The sequence below is a fragment of the Streptomyces agglomeratus genome, from assembly GCF_001746415.1.
GTDB classification, from domain to species: Bacteria; Actinomycetota; Actinomycetes; order Streptomycetales; family Streptomycetaceae; genus Streptomyces; species Streptomyces agglomeratus.
This window is the reverse complement of record NZ_MEHJ01000001.1, coordinates 5423871-5449921: the sequence shown is the minus strand read 5'-3', so window position 1 is coordinate 5449921 and position 26051 is coordinate 5423871. Positions and strand designations below refer to the sequence as shown.

Sequence of the window (26051 nt, the reverse complement as noted above, 5' to 3'; positions counted from 1 at the left end):
TGGGGGGCGGCCGCTGATCCGCGCGGGGGCCCCTGCGGGGCGTTCCCCGATCCGCCCCTTCCCGGACCGCGCAGCACCGTTCGGCGGCGGGGGTAGTACCCAGGTATGAGGGCCGGGTCCGGACCCGGGTATGACGACCCGCGCCGCCGGGCTGCCTACGCTGAGCGGGCCATGACCCCACCCTCCGCTCCCCCGCCCCCCGCCGACGGTCTCCTCGCCGCCGGGCGACGCAATCTGCGTGCCCTCGCGCACGCCGTGTCGCACCCCTCGCACCCGCCGACGCCCTTGTTCGCCGATGCGCCGAAGCGGTGGCAGAGGCTGCTGCCGTACGTCGTGGTGGTCGCGCTCGTCGCCACCTTCCTCCCCCTCACGATCACCGTCCTCACCGACTACGGCATGTCCGGCGGGCTGGCCGGGGCCATCGCCGCCGTGCAGACCGTTCCGCTGCTGATGATCGCCCACCGGCCCCTCCAGGCGTGGTGGATCATCCTGCCCGCCGATGTGGTCGGCGGGCTGTTCGCGCTGGGCGGGCCCGCCTCGCAGAGCTCCTGGCCGTGGACCCCGTCCGTCATCGTGGCGTATCTGTTCCTCATGCTCGCGCTCGCGCTGCGCGAGACGCGCCAGACCCTCATCGGTGTCTGGCTCGTCACCGGCGCGGCCGGCGCTGTCCTCGGCCGGCTCTTCCCCGGGGAGAGCGACGGTACGAACGTTCTCCTGCTCGTGCTCAGCGCGGTGGTCCTCGTCATCGGCGGGGCACTGCGCGAGCGCGGTGAGGCGCAGCGGCGGCTCGTCGAGCAGGAGACCATCAGCGAGGCGGAGCGCGCCCACCGCACGCTGCTCGAAGAGCGCACCCGTATCGCCCGCGAACTGCACGACGTCGTCGCCCACCACATGTCGGTGATCACGGTGCAGGCGGACTCCGCGCCGTACCGCGTCGGCGGCCTCCCGCCCGAGGCACAGGCGGAGTTCGCCTCCATCGCCGCGAGCGCGCGCGAGTCGCTGACCGAGATGCGCCGGCTCCTGTCGGTGCTGCGCAGCGAGGACGCCACGGGTGAGCGCGCCCCGCAGCCCGGCCTCGACCGGCTCCAGCAGCTCGTCGAGGCGACGGTACGGGCGGGGGTCCCGGCCGGGCTGTCCCTCACCGCGGGTCTCGCCGAACCCGGCCGACTGCCGCAGACCATCGACCTCTCCGCCTACCGCATCGTCCAGGAGGCCCTGGCCAACGTGGTGCGTCACGCACCCGGCGCCGACACCCGCGTCTCCGTCTCCAGCGACGGCACGGACCTCACCGTCCTCGTCGTCAACGGCCCTCCCGCTGGGCCGGCTTCGCCCGTGGAGGCCGGCGGGGCGGGCGGACACGGACTCGTGGGCATGCGTGAACGCGTACGGTTGACCGGCGGCACGCTCGACACCGGCCCGCTGCCCGACGGCGGCTTCCGGGTCGCCGCCCGGCTTCCCCTCGGCACGAAGGAACCCGTCTCCCCATGACCATCCGCGTGATCATCGTCGACGACCAGGCCATGGTGCGGGCGGGGTTCGCCGCGCTGCTGTCGGCGCAGAGCGACATCGACGTGGTCGGCGAGGCACCGGACGGGCGGCAGGGGATCGAGGTCGGCCGGGCCACCCACCCCGACGTGGTCCTCATGGACGTCCGCATGCCGGAGTTGGACGGGCTCGCGGCGGCGCGCGAGCTGCTGGACCCGCCGCCCGGCGTCGTCCACCGGCCGAAGGTCCTGATGCTCACCACGTTCGACGTGGACGACTACGTGTACGAGGCGCTGCGCGCCGGGGCGTCCGGATTCCTGCTCAAGGACGCACCCCCGGCGGACCTGATCTCGGCGGTACGGGTGGTGGCGGCCGGAGACGCGCTGCTGGCGCCGTCGGTGACCCGGCGTCTGATCGCGGACTTCGCGCAGCAGCGGCCGGCTCCGCGCAAGGACCCGTCGCTGCGGCTCAACGGGCTCACGCCGCGCGAGACGGAGGTCCTGGAGCTGATCGCGCGCGGGCTGTCGAACCAGGAGATCGCGGCGGCGCTGGTCCTGGCCGAGCAGACGGTGAAGACGCACATCGGCCGCGTCCTGGCCAAACTGGACCTGCGCGACCGCGCGCAGGCGGTGATCTTCGCGTACGAGTCGGGGCTGGTGTCGCCGGGAGCCTGACGCCCCGCCGCCGCCCGCACCCCCGGACCGGTACGCCGACCCGGCACCCCCGCCCCTCCCAATACCCCAGTAGCACAACCGACTTGGCTCCCCGGTGTGACGCCCCCGCAGGCGTCGCCCTCCTACCTTCCTCCCGCCACCCACCGGAAGCGGAAGAAGAAGAGGGCACCATGCGCCGCTACAAGAGGACCATGGCCGCAGTCGCGCTGGCCACCACCGTCATATCCGGCACCGCCGGCTGGGCCTCCGGCTCCGCGCAGGAGCCCGTCACCGGCCCGCCCCCCGGCTCCGCCGCCTGGCAGCGCGAGGGTCTGCCCGATCCGGCCGCGACCACCCCCGCCCAGGTCGCCCGCTTCTTCTCGACGCTCGGACCCGACCGGCAGCAGGACCTCGTACGCCGCCATCCCACCGTCGTCGGCAACCTCGACGGCGCCCCGGTGAAGCTGCGTTACGCCGCCAACTCCCGTACCGCCAAAGCCGGCGGCTTCGAGGACCTCGCCCGGCCCGGCCGTCAGATCCTCGCCCTCGACCCGCGCGGCCGGGGCCAGGTCGCCGAGGTGTACGGAGATCTGAGCCGGGCGGAGCACGTGGCCGTCGTCGTCCCCGGCTCCGACATCGACGCCCGCACCTTCGACCGTACGAACGACGCCTACGGCACCCCGGCGGGCATGGCCAAGTCCCTGCGCGACGCGACGAAGGGCCACCGCACCGCCGTGATCGCCTGGGCCGGCTACACCACGCCCGTCGGCGTGGGCGTGGACGCCGCCACCGGTGACCTCGCCGAGGCGGGCGCCGACCGCCTGGCCCGGCTGACGCGAGGGCTCGACGCCACCGGCGCCCCGGACCCGGCGCTCTTCTGCCACAGCTACGGCTCCGTGGTCTGCGGCCTGGCCGCCCGCGCCTCGACGCCGCCGACGTCGTCGCGCTCGGCTCCCCGGGGATGCGCGCGGACACGGTCGCCGACCTGCACACGAACGCCCGCGTGTGGGCGGCCAAGGACCCGTCCGACTGGATCGACAGGATCCCGAACGTCCGGTTCGCGGGCCTCGGCCACGGCACCGACCCCACCGACCCGGCCTTCGGGGCCCGCCGCGTCCCGGCCTCCGACGCCGACGGCCACACCGGCTACTTCGCCCCCGGCACCGAGTCGCTCCGTACCTTCGCCTCGATCACCGTAGGAGCGTCGCGATGAAGGCTCTGGCGATAAAGGCCCAGGCAGTGCGCATCGACGCACGGACCCCAGCCCACCGCGACCGGGCCGTCGACGGTCTGCGCGCCCTGGCGCTGCTCGCGGTGCCGGTCGGCCACTGGATGCTCGGCGGCTTCACGCCGGACGACGACGGCGCCCTGCACAATGCGAGCCCGCTCGCCACGTTCGGGTTCTTCGCGCCCGTGAGCTGGGTGCTCCAGATGCTGGGGATCTTCTTCCTGGTCGGCGGCTACGCGTCCGTCCTGTCGTACCGCCGTCACCAGGGCCCGCCCGGCGAGTGGCTGCGCGGCCGGATCGTGCGGCTCGGCCGGCCGGTGCTCGGCGTGACCGCCGTGTGGGCGGCGATGCTGCCGGTGCTGTACGCGACGGGGGTGCCCGGCGCGACGCTGCGGACCGGGTCGACGCTGGTGATCCAGCCCCTGTGGTTCGTGGGGGTGTACGTCGCGGTGACGGCGCTGACGCCGTACTGCGTCCGCGCCTCGCGGAGGATGGGCGCCTGGGCCGCCGCACCGCTCATCGCCTCCGTGGCGGTGGTCGACTTCCTGCGGTACGGGCCGTACGCCGACGCCGTGCCGTCGTGGCTGAGCCTGCTGAACCTGCTGCCGGGCTGGCTGTTCGCGTACCAACTCGGCGTCTGCTGGGGCGAGAAGCGCATCGGCCGGCGCGGTGCGGCGGTGCTGCTGGCCGGTGGGGCGGTGCTGTTCGCCTTGCTGCTGGTGGTGTTCCACTATCCGGCGTCGATGGTCGGCGTACCGGGAGAGACCCGTACCAACTCGCACCCGCCGTCCCTGCTGGTGCTGGCCCTCGCGGCGGCGCAGAGCGGTGCGGCGATCCTGCTGCGCGACCGGATAGGGCGGCTGCTGCGCAGGCCGGCGCTGTGGGCGCCGGTCGTCGTGATCAACCTGTCGGCGATGACGATCCTGTGCTGGCACCAGACGGCGATGCTCGCCGCGGCCGTCCCCGCCTCGTTCCTCGGTACGGTTCCGGGCCTGACCGGGGCGCCGGACTCGCTCGGCTGGATCCTGGCGAGGGTCGCGTGGCTGCCCGTGTTCGCGGGGCTGCTGCTCCTGATCGGGCGGTACGCGCGGGCGTTCGAGGCGCCGTGGGGAAACGTGACGGCGGCCCGGCGCGCGGTGGCGGGGCTGCTGGCGGCGGGGTTCGCGGTGTTCGCGCTGGGGCTGGCGTGAGCGGGGCCCCGGGCGCCGGCGCCGTGAGCGGGGCCCGGGGCACCGGCGCCCCGAACCCACCGCCCCGGCGCTCCCGCCCCTACTCGCGCCCCGCCGAAGTGAACGTCATGTCCGCGTACCGGCCGCCCGCGACCTGGCTCGCGATCGGTTCGAGCAGCTCCATCTCGCTGTCGGTGAGCAGCAGCCGCGTCGCCGCCGCGTTCTCCTCGACCCGGATGCGGCTGCGGGTTCCCGGGATCGGTACGACCGCGAGTCCGTGCACGCTCGCCTGCTGCTGCACCCAGGCGAGCGCCACCTGCCCGAGCGTGGCGTTGCGGCCCTCGGCCAGCTTGCGCACCGGGTCGAGCAGCGAGGCGTTCACGGCAGCGTTGTCGCCGGTGAAGCGGGGCTGGTTCCGGCGGAAGTCGTCCTCGGTGAGGTCCCTCTCGGCGCTGGTGAACGCGCCGGTGAGGAAGCCGCGGCCGAGCGGGGAGTACGGCACCAGGGCGACGCCGAGCTCGCGGGCCGCCGGTACGACGCCTGCCTCGATGTCGCGGCTGAACAGCGACCACTCGGACTGCACGGCCGCGATCGGGTGCACGGCCTGTGCGGCCCGCAGCTCGCCGCCGGTCACCTCGCTCAGCCCGAGGTGCTTGACCTTGCCCTCGCGCACCAGCTCGGCCATCGCGCCGACCGACTCCTCGATGGGGACGTTCACGTCACGCCGGTGCATGTAGTAGAGGTCGATCTCGTCAACGCCGAGGCGCTGGAGGCTGCCCTCGACGCACTGGCGGATGTACGCCGGGTCGTTGCGGATGATCCGCTTCGTCGGGTCGGCCGGGTCCACCGACAGCGCGAACTTCGTCGCGACGACGACCTCGTCGCGGTGCGCCTGGAAGAACGGCGCGAGGAACCTCTCGTTCTCGCCGACCGCGTACGCGTCCGCCGTGTCGTAGAGGGTGATGCCCAGTTCGAGCGCCCGCTCCAGCGTGGCCCGCGCCTCGTCGGCGTCCGTGGGTCCGTAGGCGAAGCTCATGCCCATGCAGCCGAGGCCCTGTACGCCGACCTCCGGCCCACCGGTTCCCAGTCGGACCTTGTCGATCTTGTTGTCGTCGCTCATGTGGGTTTCAGACCCTCTCCGACGCCCTCCGGGCGTCCGCGTAAAAGTCGATCTTGTAGTCCAGTACGGCGAGCGTGTCCCGCAGTTCGTCGATGCGCGCCCGTACGTCCCGGCGCGTGGACTCCAGCAGCTCCTGCCGCTCCTCGAAGGTGTGCTCGCCCTCCCGCAGCAGTTCGGCGTACCTGACCATGTCCGCCACCGGCATGCCGGTCAGCCGCAGCTTGCCGACGAACGCGAGCCAGTCCAGGTCCCGGTTGGTGAAGCGCCGCTGGCCGGTGTGCGAGCGGTCGACGTGCGGCATCAGCCCGATCCGCTCGTACCAGCGCAGGGTGTACGCCGTGAGGCCGGTGTGCGCGGCGACCTCGCTGATCGTGTAATGGTCCCGGCCCTCGGGACGGGGGTGCGGGCGGGGCTCGGTGGCGCAGGAATCGGTGCGTGCGGGGACGGTTTCCGTCACGGTCATGGCCTCCACGCTAGGACCTTGGAGTGCACTCCAAGCAACCGTAAACCGGAAGATTTCCGCGGACGCCATGACTAGCCTCCGGGATCATGAATCCCGCACGCCGCGCCAACGCCGCGGACGCCGCCGAAGTGCTCCGTCTGCGTCAAGTCATGATCGACTCCGTGCACGGCGGTGACCCGTCCACGGACTGGCACGCCGAGTCCCTTCCGACGGTACGGAGGAAGCTCGCCGACCCGGACGGGAACTTCGCCGCCTTCGTCGTCCACGACCCCGGCCGGCCCGGCGCGCTGGCCGCGCTCGCGGCCGGAACGGTCGAGTACCGCATCGGGCGCTCCGGCAATCCCCACGGCTCGGTCGGACAGCTCTTCAGCGTCGCCACCGACCCCGCCCACCGCCGCCGGGGTCACGCCCGCGCGTGCGTCGAGGCGCTGCTCGACTGGTTCCGCGAGCGCGGCGCGGGGAGCGTCGACCTCAACGCGTCAGCCGAGGCGGAGCCGCTCTACGCCTCGCTGGGCTTCGTGCGCAAGCCCGACCCCTCCATGCGGCTCACCCTGTGAAGCCTTTACGCTCGTACGCATGCAGAGCCTGGCGTCGCTGATCGAGAACTGGCCGGTACCCACCGCGGCGGCCGCCGTCGTGCGGGCGGACGGCACCGTCCTCGGGTCGTACGGCCCGACCGGCCACCGCTTCCCGCTGGCGTCGGTCACCAAGCCGCTCGCCGCGTACGCCGCGCTCGTCGCGTACGAGGAGGGGGCCGTCGAGCTCGACGAGCCGGCCGGCCCCGAGGGGTCCACGGTCCGCCACCTCCTCGCCCACACCAGCGGTCTCGCCTTCGACGAGCACCGGGTGACGGCGCCGCCCGGTGAGCGCAGGCTCTACTCGAACGCGGGCTTCGAGGTGCTCGGCGACCACATCGCGAAGGCGACGGACATCCCCTTCGCCGACTACCTGCGCCAGGCGGTGCTCGAACCGCTGGGCATGTCGGCCACCTCGCTGGACGGCTCGCCCGCGAAGGACGGGGTCTCGACCGTCGACGATCTGGCCCGTTTCGCCGCCGAGCTCCAGGCCCCGCGCCTGCTGGACCCGCGCACGGTCGCGGAGGCGACGGCCGTGGTCCACCCCGGACTGAAGGGCGTCCTGCCCGGCTACGGCCACCAGAATCCCAACGACTGGGGCCTGGGCTTCGAGATCCGCGACTCCAAGTCCCCGCACTGGACGGGTGGTTCGTCCTCACCGCGTACGTTCGGGCACTTCGGCCAGTCCGGTACGTTCCTGTGGGTCGACCCGGACGCGGGCCTCGCCTGCGTCGCGCTGACGGACCGCGCGTTCGGCCCGTGGGCCGTCGAGGTGTGGCCGCCGTTCACGGACGCGGTACTGGCCGGATTCGGCGCCCGCTAGGTTCCGCGAGCCCGCGCGGACGCCTTTCCACGGGCCGCGCGCTCATGGACGCGCTCGCGGCGTGGCTCCGAACGAGTGGACTCCGGGCAACGCGTACCGGACGAGGACTTCCACCGGGGGGACGGATGGTGATGTTTGCCGTCCGAGCCCTTGACCTGGAAGAGGCGCCCTGACATGCGACGTACCCCCTCCCGCCGGCTGTTCGCCGCAGGGCTGCTGATGGCGTCCGCCCTGGCTCCCCTGGCAGCGGCTCCCGCCACGGCCGTCCACGCGCCGGCCGTCGACCGGCACGACCAGGACACGTACCCGTCGGGCGGTCTCGGTCCCGAGCTGAACGCCCGGCTGGACCAGACCATCGAGCACGTCCGCCGGCAGGCCCGCATCCCCGGTGTCGTCGTCGGGCTGTGGATGCCGGGCAAGGGGAGCTACGTCCGCGCGACGGGTGTCGCCGACACCCGCACCGGCCGGCCGATGACCACCGACGTCTACACGCGGATCGGCAGCGAGACGAAGACGTTCACCGTCACCGCGCTGCTCGAGCTCGTCGACGACGGCCGGATCCGGCTGGACGACCCGATCGCCCGCTACGTCGACGGTGTGCCCAACGGCCGCCGGATCACCCTGCGCCACCTCGCCGAGATGCGCAGCGGCCTGTTCCCGTACACCGCCGACCCGGAGTTCACGCGGGCGCTGGAGGGCGACCCGAGTCGCTCGTGGGACCCGCGGGAGCTGCTCGCGTACGGCTACAAGCACCGGAACACCTTCGCGCCGGGCACGAAGTTCCAGTACTCCAACAGCAACCTCATCCTGCTCGGGCTGGTGATCGAGAAGGTCAGCGGCCGGCAGTTCGGCGACTTCCTGCACCAGCGGGTGCTCCGCCCGGCCCGCCTGCACCACACGCTGCTCCCCGAGGGCGCCGAGTTCCCCGAGCCGCACGCACGCGGCTACACCAACCAGACGCTGAGCGGCGCGTACGTCGACTCGACGAACTGGAACCCCAGCTGGGCCTGGTCCGCCGGGGCGATGATCTCGAACCTGCACGACCTGCGCCGCTGGGCCAGGGTCGTCGCCACCGGGACGCTGCTCAGCCCGGAGACCCAGCGGGAGCGTCTCAAGACGCTGCCGACCGGCTTCCCCGGTACGTCGTACGGCCTCGGCATCCTGAAGACCGGCGGATGGATCGGGCACAACGGCTCCCTGCCGGGCTACGAGAGCGTGACCGTCTACCTCCCTTCGCAGAAGGCCACGTTGGTGCTGATGCTGAACACGGACGCCATGCACGAGGGCCAGGAGCCGTCCTCGCTCCTCGCCCGGGCGATCACCGAGATCGTCACCCCGGACAACGTCTACGACCGCCCGGTCCCCGCGCGCTAGTCCGGGCGCCGGGAGACGGCAGGCGGTCCTACGAGCAGGCGGTCGCCGGCAGCGAGCCGTCGCTTCCCGTGAGGGCCACCTTCACCAGGCCCTCGGGGTCCTCGGCGTGCGCCGCGGTGCAGACCAGCTGCCGGACGGCGGCCGCGTCGAGGGAACGCACCGCGAACCCGGTCGTGACGCGGACGGCGTCCGGCGCACCCGCCTCCCGGCCGGGCCCGGAGTCCTCCCGGTCCGCCGGCACCACCTCGATCTCCTTCGCCGCGGCGGGCAGCCGGGTGGTGATCCCGACGGCCCGCTCCTCCTCGGTGGGGCCGCCGAGCAGCGCGTCGAGCGTCCTGGCGGTCGGCGAGGGAACGTCCGTCACGTCCAGGGGCCTGGCCACGGGGATCGGCCTGCCGTCCGGTCCGACGAAGAAGAGCAGCATCCTCTCCAGCTGGTCGGGGACGACGGGGACGACGGCCGGGCCGCCGGCCTCGACCACTTCGCTGGCCTGGATTCCGCAACCGGCGAGCAGCAGCAGCGACGCCGACACCCATGCCGCGGCGCCGCCGCGCACCCGCCTCACGCGGTCACCTCGCTCGTGGTGAGCGGTATTTCGACGACGAACACGGCGCCGCCGTCAGGGCCGTTCGCTGCCCTGACGGTACCGCCGTGGAGCCGTACGTTCTCCAGGGTGATGGCGAGTCCCAGGCCGCTTCCCTCCGAGCGGGTACGGGCCTGGTCCGCCTTGTAGAAGCGGTCGAAGACGTGCGGCAGCACGTCCGCCGGGATGCCGGGGCCCCGGTCTGCCACCTCGGTGACCAGCCAGTGCGTGACGCCGCCGCCCGGTGCGTCCGGCGTGCCGTCCGCCGGCCCCTCGGCGGCCTCCGCCGGGCCCGGCGGGCGGGTCTCGGTGCGCAGCGCGACCGTGACGGGCGGCCGGCCGTGCCGCAGCGCGTTGCCGACGAGGTTGGCGACCACGACGTCGAAGCGCCGGGGGTCGAGCCGGGCGCGGATGCCGTCGGGCAGGTCGAGGACGATCCGCTCCGGGTCGGTCCAGTGCCGGCTCTGGAGGGTCCTGCGGATGGTCTCGGCCGCGTCGACCTCGTCGGTGTTCAGCTCGGCCGCGCGGGCGTCGAAGCGGGAGATCTCCATCAGGTCCTCGACCAGTACGGCGAGTTTGTCCGTCTCGCTGCTGATCAGCCGGACGGCGGCGGCCGTGTCCGGGTCCAGGCCGGCCGCGTCCTCGTCGAGCAGCTCGGTGACGGCGAGCATCCCGGCGAGCGGGGTGCGCAGTTCGTGCGACACGTCGGAGGCGAAGCGCCGGGCGCGGGCCTCGGCGCGCTGGAGTTCGTCCACGGAGCGTTCTAGCGCGGCGGTGGACTCGTTGAACGTACGGGCGAGTTCGGAGAGTTCCCCGCCGCCCTTGACGGGGATACGGGTGTCCAGCCGGCCCCGGCCGAGGCTGCGGGCCGCCTGTCGCAGGTCGCGGACCGGGCGCAGCACGCTGCGGGCGGCGAGGAGGGCGGGCACCAGGGCGACCGCGAGCGCCGGCAGCGCGCCGTCCCGTGCGGCGACGACCATGGCGTCGACGTTGACCTGTTCGTCGGTCAGCCGCATGACGGCGTAGAAGGTGAGACCGGCGGGCCGTCGTGTCTGTCCCCCGGTGCCCGTCTGGGCGGTCTTGAAGACGACCGGCATGGCCATGGTCAGGTAGGGCTCGCCGTTCTTGACGACCCGCTGGAAGCTGCCGTGCGGGGTGCCCCGGGCCCGGCGGCGCAGCTCGGGCGTGATGACGGTGGAGGTGGGGTTGGTGCCGGAGGAGAGCCGGACCGACCCGTACTCGACGTACACCCACCAGTTGCGGGGCTTGCCCTGCCGGGCGAGCGAACGGGCCATCCCCTGCATCTGTTCCGTGTTGGGCGGCAGGTTGAGGTGGAAGCCCTCGACCTGGTCGCGGAACGACGAGACGGCCGTGTCCTGCGCCTGTTCCAGGAGGGCGTTGCGCGCCTCGCGGTAGGTGAGGGCGGCGGTGGTGCCGCAGCCCACCGCGGCGACGAGGAGGAAGGCGAGGACGAGCCGCGTGCGCAGCCCGGAGATCATCACAGCGGTCCGAAGCGGTAACCGAAGCCGCGCAGGGTCTGGATGTAGCGGGGGCTGCCCGGCACGTCCTCGATCTTGTTGCGCAGCCGCCGTACGCACGCGTCGACGAGCCGCGCGTCGCCGTGGTAGCTGTGCTCCCAGACGTGTTCCAGCAACTGCTGCCTGCTGAAGACCTGTTCCGGAGCGGCGCTCAGGTGCAGCAGCAGCTTCAGCTCCGAGGGGGCGAGGGCGACGCGCTCGCCGGACTTGGCGACGGTGAGCCCGGCCCGGTCGACGGCGAGCTCGCCGTGGAACTCGACGGCGGGCCGCCCGCCGCCGGGCTCCTCGATGCGGCGCAGCACGGCCCGGATGCGGGCCTCGATCACCTCCGTACGGGCCGGTTTGACGATGTAGTCGTCGGCGCCCGCCTCCAGGCCGATGACGACGTCGAAGTCGTCGCCGCGGGCGGTGAGCATGATGATCGGCAACTGGCTGGTGTCGCGCACCCGCCGGCAGACCTGGACGCCGTTCATGCCCGGCAGCATCAGGTCCAGCAGCAGCAGGTCGGGACGGAACTCGGCGAGGGCGGCGAGCCCGGCCTCCCCGGTGGCGGCGGTCCGCACGTCGTGGCCGCGGCGGCGCAGCCCCAGCTCGACCCCTTCGCGTACGGCGGGGTCGTCTTCTATCAGGAGCACGCGTGGCATTTGTGGAGTATCCCAAGGGGTGAGGGCCGGGTGTTCGTCGCTGTCCTGGCGGGCGCTGTCCTCGCGCGCGCCGTCCTCGTGGCCGCCGTCCTCATCGCCGCAGCCGCCGTACCGCTCCCGTCAGCAGGGCGTCGACCTCGGTCAGGCGCAGCGGCTTGGCGAGGGCGGCGAACACCGCGAGGATCGCGGCCGCTCCCGCCGCCGTCGCCGCCGGGGCTCCGGCCCCGGACGCCCATCCGGCGGCGAGATGGCCGAGGACCGCGGCGGGCACGGCGGCGGCCAGCAGGCGGGCATGGGCGGCCAGCGAGGGGGAGCGTCCCGCCGTCCGGTCCGGGGGCAGGCGCCGGTGCAAGGTGTACGCCGTGAGCGCCCAGCCCGCGCACAGGGCGAGCGAGTACGCCCCGGCCATGCCCGTCACCGCCCAGCGCGCCGGCAGCAGGAGGTACGCGGCCGTCGACAGGCCCGCGTTGAGTGCGGCGATCACCAGGTTGAGGAGGAAAGGAGTGCGGGTGTCGCGCAGGGCGTAGAAGGCGCGGGAGAGGACGTACTGGCCCGAGAAGGCGATCAGGCCCGGCGCGAACGCCATGAGGATGCCGGACATCGCCGCGATGTCGTCGGCGCCGGTCCTGCCGTACTGGAAGACGAGCGCCATCAGCGGCTGGGCCAGGGCGAGCAGCGCGCAGGCCGCCGGCACGACGGCGGCGGCGCTGGTGCGCAGCGCGTACGAGACGTCACGGCGGACGGCAGGCCCGTCCCCGTCGGCCGCCGCCCCGCTCATCCGGGGCACCAGGGCGGTGACGAGCGAGACGGTCACGATGCCGTGCGGCACGGCCCACAGGAGATAGGCGTTGTTGTACGCGCTGAAGCCGACGCCGCCGTCGATGCCCAGGGCCAGCGCCCGCTCTCCGGCCGACGTGGCGAGCCGCGTCACCACCCAGTACGCGGCCTGGTTGGTGAGGACCAGCAGCACCAGCCAGCCGGCCGCGCGCATCGGCCTGGTCAGTCCGCTGCCCCGCCAGTCGAACCGGGGCCGCCACCGGAAGCGGGCCGCGCGCAGGACGGGCAGGAGGGCGAGCGCCTGGACGGCTATGCCGGCGGTCGTGCCCCAGCCGAGCAGGGCCGTCCGGCCCGGCGTCAGGATCCCGTCGCTCCGCGCGGCGAGCCCGAGCCCGAGGTAGAGCCCGAACACGGCGATGACCACGACGTTGTTGAGGACCGGCGTCCACATCATGGCGCCGAACCGGCCGCGTGCGTTGAGGACTTGGCCGAGCAGGGTGAACAGGCCGAGGAAGAAGATCTGCGGCAGGCAGTAGCGGGCGAAGGCGACCGTCATGTCGGCCCGCGCACCGGTGTAGGAGGTGTACGTGTCGACGATGGCGGGCGCCGCGAGGACCGCTCCCCCGGTGATCGCCAGCAGCGCCACGACGCAGACGGTGAGCAGCCGGTCGGTGTACGCGGCTCCGCCGTCCTCGTGCTCCTTGGCGGCCTTGACCAGCTCGGGCACGAAGACGGCGTTGAGGGCGCCGCCGAGCAGCAGCATGTAGACGATGGTCGGCACGGTGTTGCCGACCGCGTATCCGTCGGCGGTCACGCCGACGCCGAGCGCCGCCGCGACGACGGCGGACCGTACGAATCCGGTGGCGCGCGAGACGACGGACCCGGCCGCCATGAGCGCGCCGCTGCGCAGCACGGACGACGGCTTCGGCGCGGCGAGCGTCGTGGTGCTCATCGGCGGGCCAGATAGGCCTGGAACGCGCGGTACAGCGCGTGGTTGGTCGTGCCTGCCATCGGCGTTTCCCACTCCCCCAGTGTTTCGACGACCTGTCCGCCCGTGCCGAGTTTCCAGCGCAGCAGACCGTGTTCGCGGTCGTCGGGATCGAGGGTGGAGGGTACCCCGCGCATGTCGTAGACGGCGGCGCCCAGTTCGTGGGCTTCGCGCAGCATGCGCCACTGCAACGCGTTGGACGGGCGGACCTCGCGCCGGTGGTCGGCGGAGGCTCCCGTCTGGTACCAGACCCGGCGGCCCACCGTGAGCATGGTGTGGGCGGCGAGCGTCTCGCCGCCGTGGCGGGCGAGGTAGAGCTTCATCCGGCCCGGCTCCTCGGCGTTGAGGACCTCGTACTGCCGCTCGTAGTACGCCAGGGAACGGCCGAGCCGGAATCCGTCGCGCTGCTCGGTGATCCGCAGCAGCCGGTAGAACTCGGGGAGGTCGGCCGCGCCGCCCACGGTCACCTCGACACCGCACTTCCGCGCCCGGCGCACATTGCGGCGCCACTCCTGGTTGAGCCCGTTCCACAGGTCGTCGGCGGTGCGCCCGGCGAGCGGCACCTGGAAGACGAGGCGGGGCTGCGCGTCGCCGTCGCCGGCCGGGCCGTCGCCGCCGCAGCGCCGCCAGCCGCGTGAGCGCAGCCGCTCGGACACGGCGGTGCCGAGCGGGTCGACCTCGCAGGCGAGGACGTCGTCGACGCGCCGGCCACGGCCGGTGAGCTGCTTGAGCCGGGGGGCGTTCCACCGCCGGTAGGCGGGCGCGGGCCCGATGCGTACGGCGAAGACGCAGGCCTCCCGCAGATGCTTCAGCAGCGGGGTCAGCCAGCCGTCGATGTCGGGATCGGCCCAGTCGGCGTACGGCCCCTCGGGCAGGTACGCGAAGTACTTCCGGGTGCCGGGGAACTGGCGCAGCAGCACCAGGGCCACCCCGGTCAGCCCCTCGGCGCCGGGCGGGCCGGAGCCCTGCGGCGCGGGTCCCCAGCCGATCAGCCGGGACTGCCACCCCTCCTTAACAGCGGCCCAGGAGGGGCACTGGAGAAAGCTGGGACCCGACGGCCCGGCCGCCCGGGACGCCAGGAACGCGCGGTACGTCTCGGCGGTGACGGGCCCGAGCCACGTCTCCCGGCTGCGGGCGGCCGCCGTCACGAGCAGAGCTGACACAGCGTGAGCCTCCGTTTTCCGCCCCCTCGTCGGTGGGGCGGCAAGGAGATTCACAGCCCGCCATGACCGCATCGCGCGACGAATGTGACCGGACGGCGACGGTTTGTCTTCAGCCGCTGTCACATGGCCGCCACGCCGGTTTCCGGCGCTTTTCGCGGCCTAGAGTCCGGACATCCCACCCCTTTCTGGAGGCTTTTCGTGAGTCAGATACGTGCGTCGCGTTCCGCTGCCGTGGCCGGCGTACTGAGCGCCGTGCTCTGTGCCTGTTCGTCCGGCGGCGCGAGCGTCGCGCCGTCCGCCGACGGCAAGCGGGCCGGCGGGTCCGACCGCCCGGCGACCGTCACCGTGGCCCCGGACGGCAGGGGCGCGGCGGCCGGGAAGCCGGTCGTGGTCACGGTGAAGGACGGCACGCTGACCTCCGTGACGGTCGTCGACGCCGAGGGCCGGCGGCTCCCCGGCCGGCCGGCGCCCGGCAAGGCGTCGTGGACCTCGGACCGCAAGGCGGTGCCCGGCACGACGTACACGGTGGAGGCGAGGACCCGTACCGGCGACGGCCGCAAGGCCACGAGCAGGACCTCGTTCACCACGGCCGCCGCCGGTCACGTCAACAAGCTGTCGCTGGCACCCGGCAAGAACACCACGGTCGGCGTCGGCCAGCCGCTGTCCGTCGTCTTCGACCGCCCGGTCGCGAGGAAGGCCGACGTGGAGAAGCAGCTCAAGGTCACCACCTCGAACGGCACCGAGGGCTCCTGGGGCTGGGTCCGGGACCACTCCGGCAAGGACCGCGCGGACTGGCGGCCGAAGGAGTACTGGAAGGCGGGCACGAAGGTGACCCTCGACGCCCAGCTCAACGGCACCGATTCCGGGCCCGGCGGGGGCTGGTTCGTCCGCGACTACCTGACCGGCTTCACCGTCGGCGCGAACCAGGTCGTACGGGTCGATCTCGACCGCAAGCGCCTCACTCTGGTACGGGACGGGAAGACGGTCCGGGAGATCCCGGTCTCCGGCGGCACCCCCGGCGGCGTCAAGCGGTCCTGGCGGGGCACGGCCGTCCTCATGTCGAAGGAGGGCACCATCAACATGAACTCGGAGACCGTGGGCCTGGCGAACGCGTACGACAAGATGGTCGACTACTCGATGCGGCTCACCTGGTCCGGGATGTACGCGCACGCCGCCCCCTGGAACGCCCGCTACTTCGGCAGGGCCAACATGAGTTCGGGCTGCATCGGCATGAGCGACGCGGACGCGGCGTACTTCTACGGCCAGGTCCGGGTGGGCGACCCGTTCGAGATCAAGGGCGAGGACACCAAGGGCACGGTCGCCGAGGGCAACGGCTACGGCGCGTGGAACCTGTCCTGGGAGCAGTGGAAGGCCAAGAGCGCGCTGAAGGGCTGACGTACGCCTCAGCCGCTCATCTCCCACAGCAGCACCTCGGCCGGGCCGGCGTCCGCCACCAGCTCCAGGCCGTCCGCCCCGGTGATCCGGGCCGCGTCACCGGGCCCGAGCGCGTACTCCCCGAGTCCGAAGCGGCCCCGTACGACGTGGGCGTACACCAGCGGCGCGTCCGGGACGGCCGTGCGCTCGCCGGCGCCCGGCCGCCGGACGTGCAGCAGCGCGCCGGCGGCGGGCAGGGCGTACGGCGTGGCGTCCGCGATGCCGCGCACCACCTCGTACGACGGCTCGCCGCCGGGGTCGCGCGGCGCCAGCCACATCTGTACGAACACCAGCGGCACGTCGCCGTCGTTGCGCTCGACGTGCCGCACCCCGCCGCCCGAGCTGAGCCGCTGCACGTCGCCGGGGCGCACCACGGTCGCGTGCCCGGCCGAGTCGCGGTGGGTCAGCTCCCCCTCGACGACCCAGGTGACGATCTCGGTGTGGCTGTGCGGGTGCTCGTCGAAGCCCGCTCCGGGTGCCAGGCGTTCCTCGTTGCAGGCCAGGACCGCCCCGAAGCGCAGGTGGTCCGGGTCGTAGAAGTGCCCGAAGGAGAAGGCGTGCAGGGACTCGATGCCGGCGGGGGCGTCACCGCCGCGGAAGCGGTCCGCGGAACGCCGTACGGAAATCACGAGGCCCACCGTAGCCCCGGCCCACCGACCACGGGTTCCGATAAGGCAGTCTTGTCCCGTGCCCCAACCCGATCCTGAGCAGCCCGCCGCGAAAGCCGCCCACCCGCATTCCGCGACCCTGCGCCGGCTGGAGAAGTCCTCCGGCCGCCTCGCCGCGAACGCGATCGCCCGCATGGACGAGACGCTGCCGTGGTACCGGGCCATGCCGCCGGAGAACAGGTCGTGGATCGGCCTGGTCGCCCAGGCCGGTATCGCCGCCTTCACCGAGTGGTTCCGGCATCCCGAGACCCCGCAGGCCATCTCCACCGACGTCTTCGGCACCGCGCCCCGCGAGCTGACCCGGGCGATCACGCTGCGCCAGACCGTCGAGATGGTGCGTACGACGATCGAGGTCATGGAGACGGCGATCGAGGAGGTCGCGGCGCCCGGCGACGAGTCGATCCTGCGCGAGGCGCTGCTCGTGTACGCCCGCGAGATCGCCTTCGCCACCGCCCAGGTGTACGCGCAGGCCGCCGAGGCCCGCGGCGCCTGGGACGCCCGGCTCGAATCGCTCGTCGTGAACGCGGTGCTGTCCGGCGAGGCGGACGAGGGCGCGGTGTCCCGCGCCGCCGCGCTCGGCTGGAACTCCCCCGAGCACGTCTGCGTCGTTCTCGGCACCGCGCCCGACGGCGACTCCGAGCTGACGGTCGAGGCCATCCGCCGCGCCGCCCGGCACGCCAAGCTCCAGGTGCTGACCGGGGTGCTCGGCAGCCGCCTGGTGGTCATCGCGGGCGGCAGCGACAACCCCCTCCAGGTCGCGAAGGCCCTGATCGGACCGTACGCCGCCGGGCCGGTGGTCGCGGGGCCCATCGTGCCCGACCTGCTCGCGGCGACCCGGTCCGCGCAGGCCGCCGCGGCGGGGCTCAAGGCGTGCCAGGCATGGCAGGACGCCCCGCGTCCGGTTCTCGCGGACGATCTGCTGCCGGAGCGGGCGATCGCTTCGGATCCTGCCGCGCGGGACCAGTTGGTGGAGGAGATCTACAGACCGCTGGAAGAAGCGGGCTCGGCTCTGCTGGAGACACTGAGTGTGTATCTGGAGCAGGCGAGCAGCCTCGAAGGGGCGGCGCGGATGCTTTTCGTCCACCCCAACACCGTGCGATACCGGCTCCGACGTGTGACTGATGTCACCGGCTGGTCACCCTCCGATGTTCGATCCGCCTTCACTCTGCGGATCGCCCTCATCCTGGGGCGTCTGGCCGACGGCGACCCGCAGTCCTAGACTTTTGTCGAACACCAACAAATCCCCCGACGGTTCTTGGTCCCTGTCCCCACGGGTACGCAGCACCGTCCACAAGAGAGAGTGTGAGGGTGCTCGTACTCGTCGCTCCCGGCCAAGGCGCCCAGACGCCCGGCTTCCTGACTCCCTGGCTCGACCTCCCCGGCGCCGCCGACCGGCTCGCCGCCTGGTCCGACGCCATCGGGCTCGACCTTGTCCACTACGGCACGCAGGCCGACGCGGACGCGATCCGCGACACGGCCGTCGCGCAGCCCCTGCTGGTGGCCGCCGGACTGTTGTCCGCCGCCGCGCTCGACGCCCGCCCGGACGTCTCTGCGGTCGCCGGTCACAGCGTCGGTGAGATCACCGCCGCCGCGTACGCCGGTGTGCTCACCGAAGAGGCCGCTCTCGGTTTCGTGCGCACCCGGGGCCTGGGCATGGCCAAGGCCGCGGCCGTCACCGAGACCGGCATGTCGGCTCTGCTCGGCGGCGACGCCGAAGTCGTCGTCCCGCACCTGGACAAGCTGGGCCTGACCCCGGCGAACGTCAACGGCGCGGGCCAGATCGTCGCCGCAGGCACGATGGAGCAGCTCGCCGCGCTCGCCGAGGACAAGCCCGAGGGCGTACGCCGCGTGATGCCGCTCAAGGTCGCCGGCGCGTTCCACACGCTCCACATGGAGCCGGCGGTCACGGAGCTGGGCAAGGCCGCGCAGGATCTGGTGGTCTCCGACCCGGCCGTCACGTACGTCTCGAACGCCGACGGCCGTACCGTCTCCACCGGCTCCGAGGTCGTCGCGCGTCTGGTCAGCCAGGTTTCCAGCCCGGTCCGCTGGGATCTGTGCATGGAGACGCTCAAGGAGCTGGGCACCACGGCGCTCATCGAGGTCTGCCCCGGCGGCACGCTGACCGGCCTCGCCAAGCGCGCGCTGCCCGGCGTGCAGACTGTGGCGCTCAAGACCCCCGACGACCTCGACGCGGCCCGCGCGCTCATCGCTGAGCACGCGGCGCGATAGGAGCCCGAGAGAGCATGTCGAAGATCAAGCCCAGCCAGGGCGCCCCGTACGCGCGCATCATGGGGGTCGGCGGCTACCGTCCGACCCGTGTCGTGCCCAACGAGGTGATCCTCGAGACGATCGACTCGTCCGACGAGTGGATCCGCTCCCGCTCCGGCATCGTGACCCGCCACTGGGCCTCCGACGAGGAGACCGTGGCCGCCATGTCGGTCGAGGCCGCCGGCAAGGCGCTGGCCGACGCCGGGATCACCGCGGGAGAGGTGGACGGCGTCATCGTGTCCACCGTCTCGCACTTCCAGCAGACCCCGGCCGTCGCGACCGAGATCGCGGACAAGATCGGCGCCAAGAAGCCGGCCGCCTTCGACATCTCGGCCGGCTGCGCCGGTTTCGGCTACGGCCTGACCCTCGCCAAGGGCATGGTCGTCGAAGGCAGCGCGAAGTACGTCCTGGTCATCGGCGTCGAGCGGCTCTCCGACCTGACCGACCTGGAGGACCGCGCGACGGCCTTCCTGTTCGGCGACGGTGCCGGAGCGGTCGTCGTGGGCCCCGCCCAGGAACCGCACATCGGCCCGACCGTCTGGGGGTCCGAGGGCGACAAGGCAGGCACGATCAAGCAGACCGTGCCGTGGGACCGCTTCCGCATCGGCGACGTGTCCCAACTGCCCCTGGACTCCAAGGGCGAGGTCAAGTTCCCGGCCATCACGCAGGAGGGCCAGGCGGTCTTCCGCTGGGCCGTCTTCGAGATGGCGAAGGTCGCCCAGCAGGCGCTCGACGCTGCCGGGATCACCGCGGACGACCTCGACGTCTTCATTCCGCACCAGGCGAACATGCGGATCATCGACTCGATGGTGAAGACTCTGAAGCTGCCGGAGCACGTCACGGTCGCCCGTGACGTCGAAACCACCGGTAACACCTCGGCCGCCTCGATTCCGCTCGCGATGGAGCGGCTTCTGGCGACCGGACAGGCGAAGAGCGGCGACACCGCGCTGGTCATCGGCTTCGGGGCGGGTCTCGTCTACGCCGCGACGGTCGTTACCCTCCCCTAGGCACGTCCGGACCGTTTCCGGCCTGCCGCACCACCCAATTCCCTCTGCTCAACACCGAAGGAGCGCCACAATGGCCGCCACTCAGGAAGAGATCGTCACCGGTCTCGCCGAGATCGTCAACGAGATCGCCGGCATCCCCACCGAGGACGTCCAGCTGGACAAGTCCTTCACCGACGACCTGGACGTCGACTCGCTGTCCATGGTCGAGGTCGTCGTCGCCGCCGAAGAGCGCTTCGACGTCAAGATTCCCGACGAGGACGTCAAGAACCTCAAGACGGTCGGCGACGCTGCCGACTACATCCTCAAGCACCAGGCCTGATCCGGCCGGTCCTGTGTCGCCGCCCGGCGGTGGCGCCGTGAAAATTCAGCACCCTCTACACGTGGAGAAAGAATTCCTGTGAGCCCGACCAATCGCACCGTGGTCGTCACCGGTATCGGCGCAACAACACCGCTGGGTGGCGACGCCGCATCGACCTGGGAAGGCCTGCTGGCCGGACGTTCCGGCGTCAAGCCCCTGGAGGGCGAGCGCTTCGCCGAACTGCCCGTCCGCATCGCGGCCCTCGCGGCCGTCGACCCGGGCGACGTACTGCCCCGCCCGCTGGCCCGCAAGCTGGACCGCTCGGCGCAGTTCGCGCTGATCGCGGCCCGTGAGGCGTGGGCCGACGCCGGTTACACCGGCAAGGCGGGCGAGGACGACAAGATCCAGCCGAACCGCCTGGGGACGGTCATCGCCTCCGGCATCGGCGGCGTCACGACCCTGCTCGACCAGTACGACGTGCTGAAGGAGAAGGGCGTACGCCGCGTCTCCCCGCACACCGTGCCCATGCTCATGCCGAACGGCCCCTCCGCCAACGTGGGCCTGGAGGTCAACGCCCAGGCGGGCGTGCACACTCCGGTCTCCGCGTGCGCCTCCGGCGCCGAAGCCATCGGTTACGCCGTCGAGATGATCCGCACCGGGCGCGCCGACGTGGTCGTGGCCGGCGGTACGGAAGCGGCGATCCACCCGCTGCCGATCGCGGCCTTCGCCAACATGATGGCGATGTCCAAGAGCAACGACGAGCCCGAGAAGGCCTCGCGTCCATACGACACGGGCCGCGACGGCTTCGTCCTCGGCGAGGGCGCGGGCGTCGTCGTCCTGGAGTCGGCCGAGCACGCCGCCGCGCGCGGTGCGCGGGTGTACTGCGAGGTCGTCGGCCAGGGCCTGTCCGCCGACGCGCACCACATCGCGCAGCCCGAGCCGAGCGGCCGCGGCATCGCCGCCGCCATGCAGAACCTGCTCGACGACACCGGTCTGAAGCCGGATGAGATCGTGCACCTCAACGCCCACGCCACATCGACCCCGCAGGGCGACGTCGCGGAGATCAAGGCGCTGCGCCGGGTCCTCGGTGACGACCTCGACCACGTGGCGGTGTCCGCCACGAAGTCGATGACCGGGCACCTGCTGGGCGGCGCCGGCGGCATCGAGACCGTCGCGACGGTGCTCGCGCTGCACCACCGGACGGCTCCGCCGACCATCAACGTCGACGACCTGGACGCCGACGTCGACGCCGACATCGTGCGCGGCGAACCGCGCGCCCTGCCCGAGGGCACGATTTCCGCGATCAACAACTCGTTCGGCTTCGGCGGCCACAACGTGGTGCTGGCCTTCCGTTCGGTCTGATCCGCGCGTCGCACAGCCGAAAGGCCCTGCCGGGAGCTCCGTGCTCCCGGCAGGGCCTTCGCCGTCCAGCGGTTCCCGGCGCCGGTCAGCGCACGGCGAACACCGACGGCTCCCCGTCGGTGTACCGGTTGACGACGACATAGCCGTCGCTGACCGCGAGCATGTCGGCGTCGATCGACACCGGCGCCTCCGCCCCCAGCGCCGTCTTGCGTGCGGCGCCCTTCGCGGCCGGGTCGAGCACGACGACGTCCGTACGGGGCCAGCCGGACGTCAGCGCCGCGACCCGTCCGTCCTCCCGCAGGGCGAGCGCGCCGATGACGCCGAGCCTGCCGGTACGCCACAGCTCCCTGCCGTCCGCGAGCGAGAACCCGCCGACGTACTGGGGCTGGTCCTCGCCCGGCTTCTTCATGGCGGCGACCAGCGTGTCGCCCGCCACGAAGGGGCCCTCGGTGGTCAGGTCCGCCTCGGAGAGTCTGATGTCGAGGTCACCCGAACGGCCGGTGAACGGCACGGCCGCGCGCCTGGTGCCCCGGTCGTCGAAGGCGAGCACCGCGCGGACGCCCCGCTGGTCGGACTCCTGGAAACCGATCACGGCCGGCTCGGCGGAGTACACGTACGCGGTGCCCGCGCTCTCCACCGGCAGCTTCGTGGCCCACCGCTCCTCGCCGGTACGGGTGTCGAGGGCGAGCAGCCGCGCGCCGACGGCGCCGCCAGTCTTCGCCGGGAGGCACTCCTCGACCACCAGGGTGCGCGCGGCGCTCGCGCCCACGGCCAGCGCCTTGCAGCGCTCGGGCACCGGACGCTGCCACCGCTCGCCGCCGGTCGCGGCGTCGCGTCCGACCACCGCCCCGTCCTCCGGGGTGACGGCGGTGGCGCCGCCCAGCGCGATGCCCTTGCCGATGCCTTCACCCTTGAGTGTCCGCTTCCACAACGTGGTGCCGTTGTCGAGCCGTACGGCGGCGAGCGTCAGGCAGGGCTTGTTCTGGCGTCCGTAGGCGACGAGTCCGATGCCCTCGGCCGGGCGCGTGCTCTGGGCGCACACGGACTGGCGGACCGGCGCCGTGACGTTCCACCGCTGTTTGCCGTCCCGCACGGCGTGGGCGGAGAGCCCGTCGGCGCGGACCCGGACGACGGTGTCGCCGGCGGACCAGCCGCGAAGTCCGCGGGGGGCGGCGCCGCTGTTTGGTTCGGTCCGCCAGGCGAGCTTCAGCCGCTCGGCGCCGCGCACCGGCCCGTCGGCCGTCGCCGGCGCGTCGGCGCGCGCCTGCTCGCCGCGGAGCCACTGGTAGCCGTACACGCCGGGCAGCAGGCCGGCCAGCAGGCCGCTCACCACGACGGCCGCGGCGGCCCCCCGGCTCAGTTTCGCCCGCGTCAGCGTCCAGCCGATGAGAGCCACACCGCCGACGGAGAACACGACGGCCAGGACGAGCACGGCGGGCAGGCCCTCCGGGCAGTCGTCACCGCCGCACGAACCGCCGCTCTCGCGTACCAGCGCGGTCCAGCCCAGGGCATGGAAGAGAACGGCCCAGCAGAGCACGACCGAGGACAACAGGACGGCGGCCACTTTGGCCGCCGGTCGTATACGCACAACCGACCCCTACACAGGTGGTGCACCGTGTGTGCACTGTGGGGCGGAATGTATCCGGGCGGCGGACGGCCGCGGTCGGGAGGGTCAGACCACCTGGTGGAGCCAGCGCACCGGGGCGCCCTCGCCCGCGTATCTGAAGGGTTCCAGTTCGTCGTCCCACGGCTTGCCGAGCAGCTTGGCGACCTCGGCCTCCAGGTCGGTCTCGCCGCCCACCGAGCGGGCGAGAGCGGCGCGCAGCCGGTCCTCGGGGATGAGGATGTCGCCGTGCATTCCGGTGACGGCGTGGAAGATGCCGAGGCCGGGGGTGGAGCTGTAGCGCTCGCCCTCGGCCGTGGGGCACGGTTCGGCCGTCACTTCGAAGCGCAGCAGGTGCCAGCCGCGCAGGGCGGAGGCCAGCTTGGAGGCGGTGCCCGCCTGGGCCTGCCAGGAGAACTCGGCTCTCCAGGTGCCGGGCGAGGCCGGCTGTCTGATCCAGTCGAGATTGACCCGCACACCGAGTACGCCCGCTACTGCCCATTCGACGTGCGGGCACAGCGCGCGCGGTGCGGAGTGAACGTACAGAACTCCACGTGTCGTCACCGGGACCTCCAGTGTGGGACGAGGTTCGCCTTCCCCAGCGGCCTCGCGCCCGTACCGCCTCTTCCCGGTCGGCTCCCGAGGTTGTCAACAGTAAACAGCATCGGGAGTTAATCTCCTGAAAAGGGACAGTATGTGACGTGATGTAATTTACCGGAGCCCCGGATGGGCGAAGGGCTGCTGGTTCGACGGGGAAAAACTACCGTGCGGCGGCGTCCGGCGGGTGACGTACTGTCGGTCCGGGGGGCCGTGGACACGAAGCTTTCACTCGCCAGGACCCCCGTCCGACGCAACGGAGGGGATCAGGGGATGCGGGTACGCCGCCGCGAACGCCGCTCGCGCGCCGCCGTGGCCACCGCGACGGCGGCGCTGCTCGTCCTGCTGGGCGCGGTCGCCGGGTGCGACGCGGCGGACGACACGGGTCCGGGCGGTTCGTCCGAGGCCCGGCGGCCCTCACCGAGGCCCACTCCTCCGTGGGACCGCAGCCCGGACTCCGTCGCGGCGGTCGGGGACTCCATCACGCGCGGTTTCGACGCGTGCACGGTACTCGCGGACTGCCCCGAGGTGTCCTGGGCGACGGGCACGGAGCCGACAGTGCGCAGCGTGGCGTGGCGGCTGCTCGGCAGGGCGGGAGCGACCGCGCGCACCTGGAACCACGCCAAGTCGGGCGCACGGATAGCCGAGCTGCCGGAGCAGATGGCGCGGGCGGTGGCGGACAGGCCCGAGCTGGTGACGGTCATGGTGGGGGCGAACGACGCCTGCCGTGACGATGTGTCGCACATGACATCGGTGGCTGACTTCCGGACGTACTTCGAGACGTCGGTGAAGAAGTTCCGTGGCGAGCTGCCCAAGTCCCAGCTGTACGTGTCGAGCGTGCCGGATCTGAAGCGGCTCTGGTCCGAGGGTCGTGTGAACCCGATGGGCAAGCAGATCTGGGCGCTGGGGATCTGCCAGTCGATGCTGGCGTCGCCGGACGCGATGGACGCGGCGGCGGTGGCGCGGCGGGAGTCGGTGCGGGAGCGGGTCGTCGCGTACAACAAGGTGCTCGAGGACGTGTGCGCGCGGGACTCGCGCTGCCGGTACGACGGCGGGGCGGTCTTCGAGTACCGGTTCACGGGCGACCAGTTGAGCCAGTGGGACTGGTTCCACCCGAGCCGGAACGGTCAGCAGCGGCTCGCGGAGATCGCGTACCGCAACATCACGGCCGCGCGGCCCCCGGAGTAGGTCGCTTAGGCTTTCCGATCATGAGCGCGCACTCCTCGGACCTCTTCGGCACACTCCACGACGGCACGCCCGTCCATCGCTGGGTCCTGGAACGGGACGGGGTGGTGGTGCGCGTCCTGACGTACGGCGGGATCGTCCAGTCGGTGGAAACGCCCGACCGGGACGGGCGTGTCGGCGGCGTGGGGGTCGGCTTCGGCAGCCTCGCCGGGTACCTGGACTGCCCCGGCCCCTACTTCGGGGCGCTGGTCGGGCGGTACGCGAACCGGATCGCGGGCGGGGCCTTCGAGCTGGACGGGCGCGGGTACGCGCCGACGCGCAACGGCGGGCCGCACAGTCTGCACGGCGGTGAGCGCGGCTTCGACAAGCGGGTGTGGGACGCGGAGGCGGTCGCGCAGGGCGTGCGGCTCTCGCGGGTCAGTCCCGACGGCGAGGAGGGTTTCCCCGGGCGCGTCGAGGTCTCGGCGACGTACACGCTGGAGGAGGGCGGGGCGCTGCGGATCGCCTACCGGGCGGTGACGGACGCGCCGACGGTGGTGAACCTGACGAACCACACGTACTGGAGTCTCGGGGGCGGCGGCCCGTACGAGCTGCGGCTGGCGGCGGGGGCGGTGACGCCGGTGGACGGCACCGGGATACCGACCGGGGAGATCCGGCCGGTGGACGGGTCCCGCTTCGACTTCCGCGAGGCGCGGGTGCTGGGCGGCGGGTACGACCACAACTTCGTACTGGACAAGGGTGTGACGGGCGGGCCCGAGGCGGTGGGCGAGCTGTACGACCCGGGGTCGGGGCGGGTGGTGACGCTCGCCACGACGGAGCCGGGGGTGCAGCTGTACACGCCGGACGGGTTCGACGGTGTCGCGCTGGAGACCCAGCACTTCCCCGATACGCCGAACCGGCCGGAGTTCCCGCCGGTGGTGCTGCGGCCGGGCGAGGTCTTCGAGTCGGCGACGGTGTACGGGTTCGGGGTGCGGGGGGTCTGAGCGGGGCCGGTGGGCCGCCGGAGGGGCTGGATCGGCCGCGGTAGCCGATCCGGCCCCTCCGGC

24 protein-coding genes and 1 pseudogene are annotated in these 26051 nt (G+C 72.7%); 15 read left to right on the top strand and 10 right to left on the bottom strand.

The window, feature by feature from the left end; genetic code table 11:
• The first annotated feature begins 171 nt into the window (after positions 1-171).
• From AS594_RS23695 to AS594_RS23680, 4 genes and pseudogenes are all read left to right on the top strand, one after another.
• A complete protein-coding gene (locus AS594_RS23695; RefSeq protein ID WP_069928905.1) occupies positions 172-1488 on the top strand; it encodes a sensor histidine kinase in 1317 nt (438 codons plus the stop codon).
• Positions 1485-2159, top strand: coding sequence for a response regulator (locus AS594_RS23690; RefSeq protein ID WP_069928904.1), 675 nt, complete (start codon positions 1485-1487; stop codon positions 2157-2159). Before AS594_RS23695 ends, AS594_RS23690 begins: the two co-directional genes overlap by 4 nt.
• A 170-nt stretch (positions 2160-2329) precedes the next feature.
• Positions 2330-3351, top strand: a pseudogene (locus AS594_RS23685) (alpha/beta hydrolase).
• Entirely contained in the window at positions 3348-4556 is a 1209-nt protein-coding gene (locus AS594_RS23680) for an acyltransferase family protein (RefSeq protein WP_069935346.1), read from the top strand. Before AS594_RS23685 ends, AS594_RS23680 begins: the two are co-directional and overlap by 4 nt.
• Before the next feature lie 79 nt (positions 4557-4635).
• Here AS594_RS23680 and AS594_RS23675 read toward each other — a convergent pair whose 3' ends face one another.
• The gene (locus tag AS594_RS23675; protein WP_069928901.1) at positions 4636-5655 is read right to left on the bottom strand and encodes an aldo/keto reductase; all 1020 of its coding nucleotides are present in this window, start codon (positions 5653-5655) and stop codon (positions 4636-4638) included.
• Positions 5656-5662: 7 nt separating this feature from the next.
• A complete protein-coding gene (locus tag AS594_RS23670; RefSeq protein WP_069928900.1) occupies positions 5663-6118 on the bottom strand; it encodes a MerR family transcriptional regulator in 456 nt (151 codons plus the stop codon).
• Between the two features lie 86 nt (positions 6119-6204).
• Between AS594_RS23670 and AS594_RS23665 the strand changes: the two genes are divergently transcribed.
• The 3 genes from AS594_RS23665 (at position 6205) to AS594_RS23655 (ending at position 8890) form a co-directional block, all read left to right on the top strand.
• Positions 6205-6675: a GNAT family N-acetyltransferase gene (locus tag AS594_RS23665; protein WP_069928899.1), complete on the top strand. Its 471-nt coding sequence runs from the start codon at positions 6205-6207 to the stop codon at positions 6673-6675.
• 19 nt (positions 6676-6694) lie between these two features.
• Positions 6695-7516 (top strand): serine hydrolase domain-containing protein, encoded by an 822-nt coding sequence (locus tag AS594_RS23660; protein WP_069928898.1) that lies wholly within the window; start codon positions 6695-6697, stop codon positions 7514-7516.
• Between the two features lie 174 nt (positions 7517-7690).
• A complete protein-coding gene (locus AS594_RS23655; RefSeq protein WP_069932261.1) occupies positions 7691-8890 on the top strand; it encodes a serine hydrolase domain-containing protein in 1200 nt (399 codons plus the stop codon).
• 28 nt (positions 8891-8918) lie between these two features.
• Here the strand turns inward: AS594_RS23655 and AS594_RS23650 are convergent, their stop codons facing one another.
• From AS594_RS23650 to AS594_RS23630, 5 genes are all read right to left on the bottom strand, one after another.
• Positions 8919-9455, bottom strand: a complete 537-nt coding sequence (locus AS594_RS23650) for a hypothetical protein (protein ID WP_069928897.1) — start codon at positions 9453-9455, stop codon at positions 8919-8921.
• Positions 9452-10972, bottom strand: a complete 1521-nt coding sequence (locus AS594_RS23645) for a sensor histidine kinase (protein WP_069928896.1) — start codon at positions 10970-10972, stop codon at positions 9452-9454. The genes AS594_RS23650 and AS594_RS23645 overlap by 4 nt, the downstream gene beginning before the upstream one ends.
• Positions 10972-11655 (bottom strand): response regulator transcription factor, encoded by a 684-nt coding sequence (locus AS594_RS23640; RefSeq protein WP_069928895.1) that lies wholly within the window; start codon positions 11653-11655, stop codon positions 10972-10974. Before AS594_RS23640 ends, AS594_RS23645 begins: the two co-directional genes overlap by 1 nt.
• 91 nt (positions 11656-11746) lie before the next feature.
• Positions 11747-13384, bottom strand: coding sequence for a murein biosynthesis integral membrane protein MurJ (gene murJ / locus AS594_RS23635; RefSeq protein ID WP_069928894.1), 1638 nt, complete (start codon positions 13382-13384; stop codon positions 11747-11749).
• Complete coding sequence (locus tag AS594_RS23630) at positions 13381-14583, bottom strand: lipid II:glycine glycyltransferase FemX (RefSeq protein WP_069928893.1); 1203 nt, start codon at positions 14581-14583, stop codon at positions 13381-13383. Before AS594_RS23630 ends, murJ begins: the two co-directional genes overlap by 4 nt.
• A gap of 198 nt (positions 14584-14781) precedes the next feature.
• Between AS594_RS23630 and AS594_RS23625 the strand changes: the two genes are divergently transcribed.
• Complete coding sequence (locus AS594_RS23625; protein WP_069928892.1) at positions 14782-15978, top strand: L,D-transpeptidase; 1197 nt, start codon at positions 14782-14784, stop codon at positions 15976-15978.
• 8 nt (positions 15979-15986) lie between these two features.
• Here the strand turns inward: AS594_RS23625 and AS594_RS23620 are convergent, their stop codons facing one another.
• On the bottom strand, positions 15987-16646 hold the full coding sequence (locus tag AS594_RS23620; RefSeq protein WP_069932262.1) for a pirin family protein: 660 nt from the start codon (positions 16644-16646) through the stop codon (positions 15987-15989).
• 58 nt (positions 16647-16704) lie between these two features.
• On the opposite strand from AS594_RS23620, the gene AS594_RS23615 reads away from it, so the two are divergent.
• From AS594_RS23615 to fabF, 5 genes are all read left to right on the top strand, one after another.
• On the top strand, positions 16705-17904 hold the full coding sequence (locus AS594_RS23615) for a PucR family transcriptional regulator (protein ID WP_069928891.1): 1200 nt from the start codon (positions 16705-16707) through the stop codon (positions 17902-17904).
• An 89-nt stretch (positions 17905-17993) separates the two neighbouring features.
• A complete protein-coding gene (locus AS594_RS23610) occupies positions 17994-18914 on the top strand; it encodes an ACP S-malonyltransferase (protein ID WP_069928890.1) in 921 nt (306 codons plus the stop codon).
• Positions 18915-18928: 14 nt separating this feature from the next.
• Entirely contained in the window at positions 18929-19960 is a 1032-nt protein-coding gene (locus AS594_RS23605) for a ketoacyl-ACP synthase III (RefSeq protein WP_069928889.1), read from the top strand.
• A gap of 70 nt (positions 19961-20030) precedes the next feature.
• A complete protein-coding gene (locus tag AS594_RS23600; RefSeq protein ID WP_028811172.1) occupies positions 20031-20279 on the top strand; it encodes an acyl carrier protein in 249 nt (82 codons plus the stop codon).
• 78 nt (positions 20280-20357) lie between these two features.
• Positions 20358-21620, top strand: coding sequence for a beta-ketoacyl-ACP synthase II (gene fabF, locus AS594_RS23595; RefSeq protein WP_069928888.1), 1263 nt, complete (start codon positions 20358-20360; stop codon positions 21618-21620).
• An 85-nt stretch (positions 21621-21705) separates the two neighbouring features.
• Here fabF and AS594_RS23590 read toward each other — a convergent pair whose 3' ends face one another.
• Positions 21706-23208, bottom strand: a complete 1503-nt coding sequence (locus AS594_RS23590) for an outer membrane protein assembly factor BamB family protein (protein WP_079144439.1) — start codon at positions 23206-23208, stop codon at positions 21706-21708.
• Positions 23209-23292: 84 nt separating this feature from the next.
• The gene (locus AS594_RS23585) at positions 23293-23787 is read right to left on the bottom strand and encodes a DUF3145 domain-containing protein (protein ID WP_069928886.1); all 495 of its coding nucleotides are present in this window, start codon (positions 23785-23787) and stop codon (positions 23293-23295) included.
• Between the two features lie 306 nt (positions 23788-24093).
• On the opposite strand from AS594_RS23585, the gene AS594_RS23580 reads away from it, so the two are divergent.
• Together AS594_RS23580 and AS594_RS23575 are read left to right on the top strand one after the other, a co-directional pair.
• Positions 24094-25008 carry an SGNH/GDSL hydrolase family protein gene (locus tag AS594_RS23580; protein ID WP_069928885.1) on the top strand — a complete coding sequence of 305 codons (915 nt, stop codon included), beginning with the start codon at positions 24094-24096 and terminating at the stop codon, positions 25006-25008.
• Positions 25009-25028: 20 nt separating this feature from the next.
• A complete protein-coding gene (locus tag AS594_RS23575; RefSeq protein ID WP_069928884.1) occupies positions 25029-25988 on the top strand; it encodes an aldose epimerase family protein in 960 nt (319 codons plus the stop codon).
• The last annotated feature ends 63 nt before the right edge of the window (positions 25989-26051 follow it).